Origin of the sequence: Mesorhizobium sp. M7A.F.Ca.CA.004.12.1.1 (assembly GCF_003997835.1) — a bacterium.
In the GTDB taxonomy this organism is placed as follows: Bacteria; Pseudomonadota; Alphaproteobacteria; order Rhizobiales; family Rhizobiaceae; genus Mesorhizobium.
Map to the genome: position 1 here is coordinate 1 of NZ_RZRK01000377.1, position 5,861 is coordinate 5,861.

Below are 5,861 nucleotides of genomic sequence, written 5' to 3' on the forward strand. Positions count from 1 at the left end.
TATCCATGTCGGCCGGCGTGGCATTCATGACCGTGAGATTCTGCAGGCAATGCGCGAAGTTCCACGCGAGGCCTTCGTCGAACCCGGCTTCGAGGAATTTGCTTACGAAGACACGCCGCTGCCGATCGCCGATGGCCAGACCATATCGCAACCCTACATTGTCGCGTTCATGATCGAGATGGCGGATGTCAAACCGGGTGACCATGTGCTCGAAATTGGCACCGGCTCGGGATACGCGGCCGCGGTGATGAGCCGGATCGTCGAACAGGTCTACACGATAGAGCGTCATCCCGGTTTGGCCGAAGCCGCGAAGCGGCGGTTTGAAAAACTCGGCTACCAAAACATCGAGGTTCGGACAGGCGATGGCACCAAGGGCTGGCCGCAGGCGGCGCCGTTCGACGCCATCGTGGTGACAGCCAGTGGTCCCGGCGCACCGCTCGCCCTTCAGGAGCAACTCGATGTCGGCGGCAGGCTCGTCATTCCGGTCGGCGACGACCCGGATTTGCAACGTCTGCTCAAAGTCACCCGGACAGGCGCCGCAACCTATAGCGAGGAGGATTTCGGCGGCGTGCGCTTCGTCCCTCTGATCGGCGAGCAGGGTTGGTCGGAAAACGGCACGGCCACCGACGTTGGTCGTCCGCTTCGACATCCCCATCCGATCAGCCTGCCTGATATGATCGCGGCCGCGGCCGAACCCCTGCCCGATTTCGACGATCCGGCCTTCGGCGCATTGTTCGATCGGTTTGCCGACCGGCGCATTGTTCTGCTTGGCGAGGCAAGCCATGGCACGTCCGAATTCTACAGGGCGCGCGCGGCGATCACCCGCAGGCTCATCGAACGCCACGGCTTCACCATCGTCGCGGTCGAGGCGGACTGGCCCGACGCAGCGGCGATCGACCGCTATGTTCGCCATCGTCGGCCGCGAACCGGCACTGGCGCGCCATTCCAGCGATTTCCGACCTGGATGTGGCGCAACACCGATGTCGCGGCCTTCACCGACTGGATGCGCCGTCACAACGAGAAGCTAGAGCCTTCGGCGCAAGCAGGGTTCTACGGCCTCGACATCTACAATATGAGCGGTTCCATCGGCGCGGTCCTCGATTATCTCGACCGGGTCGATCCCCCGGCAGCCAAGATCGCGCGCGAACGCTATGGCTGCCTGACGCCCTGGCAACACGATCCGTCCACCTACGGCCGCGCGGTGCTCACCGCCGGCTATCAAAAATGCGAGAAAGCGGTGCTGGAACAATGCCGGGACTTGCTCGCCAAACAGCTCGAATATGCAAAAAGGGACGGCACCGACTTTCTCGACGCCAGTCAGAATGCCCGGCTGATCGCGTCCGCCGAACACTATTACCGGATCATGTACTATGGCGGCGCGGAGTCCTGGAACCTGCGCGACACGCACATGTTCGAAACGTTGGAACATTTGCTGCATGCCGGCGGCCCCAACGCCAAGGCCGTGGTGTGGGCGCACAATTCCCATATCGGCGATGCCCGCTTTACCGAGATGGGCGTCGTCAGGGACGAACTGAACATCGGCCAGCTCTGCCGGCAGCGTTTCGGGGATGAGGCAGCGCTGATCGGTATGGGCACGCATTCCGGCACTGTAGCGGCCGCCAGCGACTGGGACGGCAAAATGGAGGTGAAGCAAATCCGCGCGTCGCACGCCGACAGCTACGAACGGCTTTGCCACGATTCCCTTGTGTCGCGGTTCCTGCTCGACCTCGGGCGCGACACAACGCTGCGTGAGCGGCTGCTGGAACGCAGGCTGGAGCGATTCATCGGGGTGATCTACCGGCCGGAAACCGAGCTGGGCAGCCACTATGCGGACGCTTCCCTGCCCCGGCAGTTCGACGCGTTCCTATGGTTCGACAAAACCGCGGCAGTGACGCCGCTTGGCCCGGAGCATGCAAGAACCGGCGTTCCCGACACCTACCCGTTCGGGCTTTAGCCGGCGCGCGGCGAACCAATGAAGAAGCTGAGGCGTGGAACCGGAACGAACTATCCGGTCTGCGATTTCAAAACTGCAATCCCCGTCGAAGGAGTTTTCTCATGACCGGAACCAAACATCCGAAATGGAAGAAACCGAGCGATGCCGACTTGGCGAACAATCCTGGTATCGGGACTTCCAAGGGAACGATCAAGGAAGGCGAAGAGTTCGAGCTTGAAGGCGAGAATACGGTCGAAGGTGACGTCGAAAACGACACGACCGCCGCTGGCGGGATCGATCCAAGACAAAAGATGCGGACCAACAAATAGCTGCCCTGCGCGTCGCTGCGATCAACTTCGCCGGAAGGAGTGAACCATGCCACTTGCCCTTAGCAGTGCCGCCTTTGCCGAAGGCGGACAAATTCCCGAAAGATACACACGAGACGGCAAAAACGTATCGCCGCCGCTGAAATGGTCTGGAGTGCCGGACGAAGCAAAGAGTCTCGTTCTCGTCGTTCAGGATCCTGACGCGCCGAGCGGAACGTTTGGTCATTGGGCGGTGTTCAACATCTCCCCGGACACGAGGGAACTTCCCGAGGCCGAAAGCGGCAAGCCGGGTCCGGGCGCCCTCAGGCAAGCAACGAATGATTTTGGCAACGCCTATTACGACGGCCCTGAACCGCCGGTCGGACATGGCGTTCACCATTACCATTTCCGGCTGGCCGCGCTCGACACGCCGAGCCTTGCCATTCCAGCGAGCGTGGGCATCGAGCGCATCTGGCGGGAGGCGCAGAAACATTCGCTTGAGCAGGCTGAACTCATCGGAACCTACGAACGCAATTCGTAAGTTAATGACCAGGGGCGACCGAGGTGGCCTGCTGCACGGAACGGTTCTCCTCCTCGCCGGTTGTCTGGGAAAGGAGATGCCGCCATGTTTGGAGATATCATGTGGTTGGTCGTCGTTGCCGGCGGCCCATTGCTGCTGATCGTGCTGATGGCCTATGCCGTTATCGCACGCCGTCGGCGTGGACCCGCCGAACAACGGGAGAGCGACCGGGCGACCAACCGGCTGTACCAGGACAAGCGTTGATCCGCGTCGGCAAGACAATCCGATTGGCAAGACATCCAATCGGCAAGACAGGGGATCGTATGCCGCACCGAAGCGACGACGATCCCCAACTACGGTCAGCGCATTATCCTTTGCCGCAACCACGCAAAGAACCTGCCGCTGATGGCTGAGCGGACCCGCGTCGCAGCCCAGCGCGCTTTCATGGTTGAGCCGACGTGGCAATCGCAGACGATGTCGTGCAGCTGCCAGTCGTTCAGTTCGAAAAAGCGCCTTGCCTCACCGTATGTGTCGTCCTTTAAACCCGATGCGCGCAGCACTGGATCCTCGAAGGCGACCGAAATTGCCGTTCCCTCGCCCCGCATCAATGAACGTGCTTCAGGGTGCAGATGTTCGGTGCCTGCAAACGCCCCAAGGCATCGCTCGGGATTACGCTCCAGCAGTTCAGCCCAGCGCTCTATGCGCTGATTTCGTGTCATGGCGGAATAAGCAGCCGACGATTCAATCTTGGCGACGGCATGCAGTTGGTCGAGTGTTTGATGTTTCATGGCCAGCTCCTGTTGAGGCAGCGAAGCGCCCACGCCTTCAAGGGAATTACCGCGCGTTAATGCTTCGACAAGAGCGCCAGGCTGGAGAATTCGACACAACCGGATTGGGCCGGCGGGATCATAAACACGCCGGCTGCGTTCATCGACGGGGGCTGCTTGTGACAAGCCACTGATCCGCGACGGGATGCATCCATGTTCATCCAGCCAATCGACTATTTCCTTGCCGTCTGGTTCGCTCTTGCCGCCGCCTCGACGCTTTATGTCGGCTTCGATCAATACCGCAACAATCCCGAACCGGTGGTGATGAAATGGGGCTTCATCCTGGTGACCCTCTATATGGGTCCATTGGGGCTGCTGCTTTATGTGCTTGCAGACAAGGAGCCACGTCCAGGCGAGCATGAAGACTTCACCAGGCCGCTGTGGAAACAGGGGGTCGGCTCGACCATCCACTGCGTTGCCGGCGATGCGACCGGCATCATTCTCGCCGCAGTCATCACGGCAACGCTTGGCCTGCCGATGTGGCTCGACCTCATCGTCGAATATCTGGCGGGCTTTGCCTTCGGCCTGTTCATCTTCCAATCGCTGTTCATGAAATCGATGATGGGCGGCACCTACTGGGAGAACGTGCGCAAGAGCTTCTTGCCCGAGTTCATCTCGATGAATTTCATGATGGCCGGCATGGCGCCCGTCATGAGCTTTCTGATGATGGGACGCGACATGCGCGCCATGGAGCCGACCGAGCTTTTGTTCTGGGGCGTGATGTCGATCGGCGTCATCGCCGGCTTCACGCTCGCCTATCCGGCCAATGTCTGGCTGGTCGCGCGCGGGCTGAAGCACGGATTGATGACGCAGCGCCCGCAGGCGAACGAAACGAGCAGTGGAGAGCCGACCGCCCACCAACAGCACGCTACGCATCACCCCAACGCCGGCGACGATCGACGAAGCCGCAACACCTCCCACAAGTCCAAACGCAGCGGCCATCAGATGGAGACGGACGCTACGACGCCGCAGATTGCGGCCCTCGGTATTGTGTCGGTGTTGGCGTTGGCGATCGGCATGGCCGCGCCGGCGAACTGGCTGAACCTGACGCTTTCGGCGCGTGACGTCGGCGGCGCGATCATGCCGCAAGGCATGATCATGGGTCGCGACACGCCGGCGGAATCCATGCGTGACATGGCTGCAACCGATCCGCGTCGCGTTACCTCGTCCTATGGTCTTGCCGCCAAGGGCGACCAGGAACTGCCATTCCGTCTAGAGAACGGCGTCAAGGTGTTCGAGCTCAGACCATCGGTGGTCCGCTGGCAGATCCTGCCCAACGTCGCGGTCGACGCCTATGCCTACAATGGCCAGATTCCCGGTCCGCGCATCCACATTCGCCAGGGCGATAAGGTTCGCATCGACGTCACCAACGACCTGCCCGAGGAAACCACGGTGCATTGGCACGGCATGATCCTGCCGAACCAGATGGATGGACCTGCCGAGATCACCCAGCCGCCGATCGAGCCTGGACAATCCTATTCCTATGCGTTCACCGCGACCCAGCACGGGACCTACTTCTATCATCCGCATGCCAAGCCGGACCGCACCCAGGCGCTGGGGCTTTATGGGGCGCTGATTATCGATCCCGCCAATCCTGCCGACGAGGTTCCGGCTGACCACGACTATGTCATCGAACTTCAGGAATGGCTGGTGCGCGATGGGCTGACTTATCCGTCGATGCCCATGGAAGGCGGCATGCCGAACTTCTTCACCATCAACGGCAAAGCCTATCCCGCAACCGACACCATTCCTATGAAGGTGGGCGAGACGCTGAAGGTGCGTTTCATCGGCACCAACAACGGCTTCGTCCATCCAATGCATATCCATGGCGGACCCTTCGAGGTCGTCGCCCGTGACGGTGAGACGCTTTCTTCGTCGGCGCGCTTTCTGGCCGATACGATCAATGTCGGACCGGGACAGCGCTATGACGTCGTGTGGAAGGCGCTGCGTCCTGGCAAGTGGCTCATTCACTGCCACATCCCGCATCACACGACGAACAACAATGTCGAGGAGAAGGGCGGCGGCGGGCTGATGGTGGTCATCGAGGTCGGCTAGATCTGCCAACCCCTTGCGAATTTGCCGATGTCATCCGGAGGCCGCGTCGTTGCGCGCTACTTCTTGATAATGGTTCCGTTGCGCAAGTCGAATGCCTCGGTACCGCGAGCCTGGCGGTAGAAATCGTCCTGCAATTCGCCCCACTCGCCGAGAAAGGCGCCGCAATTGCTGCAATGAATTGGCGTCGATTCCTTGGCGTTGTCGGGAATGTCCATTTGGAT

At 60.8% G+C, this 5,861-nt stretch carries 6 protein-coding genes; 5 read left to right on the forward strand and 1 reads right to left on the reverse strand.

Annotation, left to right across the window (positions count from 1 at the left end; genetic code table 11):
* Position 1 precedes the first annotated feature (1 nt).
* From EN984_RS19795 to EN984_RS19810, 4 genes are all read left to right on the forward strand, one after another.
* The gene (locus tag EN984_RS19795; RefSeq protein ID WP_127383890.1) at positions 2 to 1,954 is read left to right on the forward strand and encodes a protein-L-isoaspartate(D-aspartate) O-methyltransferase; all 1,953 of its coding nucleotides are present in this window, start codon (positions 2 to 4) and stop codon (positions 1,952 to 1,954) included.
* A 101-nt stretch (positions 1,955 to 2,055) separates the two neighbouring features.
* Entirely contained in the window at positions 2,056 to 2,262 is a 207-nt protein-coding gene (locus EN984_RS19800; protein WP_013531530.1) for a hypothetical protein, read from the forward strand.
* 46 nt (positions 2,263 to 2,308) lie between these two features.
* Positions 2,309 to 2,779: a YbhB/YbcL family Raf kinase inhibitor-like protein gene (locus tag EN984_RS19805; RefSeq protein WP_127268875.1), complete on the forward strand. Its 471-nt coding sequence runs from the start codon at positions 2,309 to 2,311 to the stop codon at positions 2,777 to 2,779.
* Positions 2,780 to 2,863: 84 nt separating this feature from the next.
* Positions 2,864 to 3,022, forward strand: coding sequence for a hypothetical protein (locus tag EN984_RS19810; protein ID WP_127268877.1), 159 nt, complete (start codon positions 2,864 to 2,866; stop codon positions 3,020 to 3,022).
* A 95-nt stretch (positions 3,023 to 3,117) separates the two neighbouring features.
* Here EN984_RS19810 and EN984_RS19815 read toward each other — a convergent pair whose 3' ends face one another.
* Entirely contained in the window at positions 3,118 to 3,546 is a 429-nt protein-coding gene (locus EN984_RS19815; RefSeq protein ID WP_127268879.1) for a hypothetical protein, read from the reverse strand.
* A 192-nt stretch (positions 3,547 to 3,738) separates the two neighbouring features.
* On the opposite strand from EN984_RS19815, the gene EN984_RS19820 reads away from it, so the two are divergent.
* Positions 3,739 to 5,640 (forward strand): DUF4396 domain-containing protein, encoded by a 1,902-nt coding sequence (locus tag EN984_RS19820; RefSeq protein WP_127268880.1) that lies wholly within the window; start codon positions 3,739 to 3,741, stop codon positions 5,638 to 5,640.
* The last annotated feature ends 221 nt before the right edge of the window (positions 5,641 to 5,861 follow it).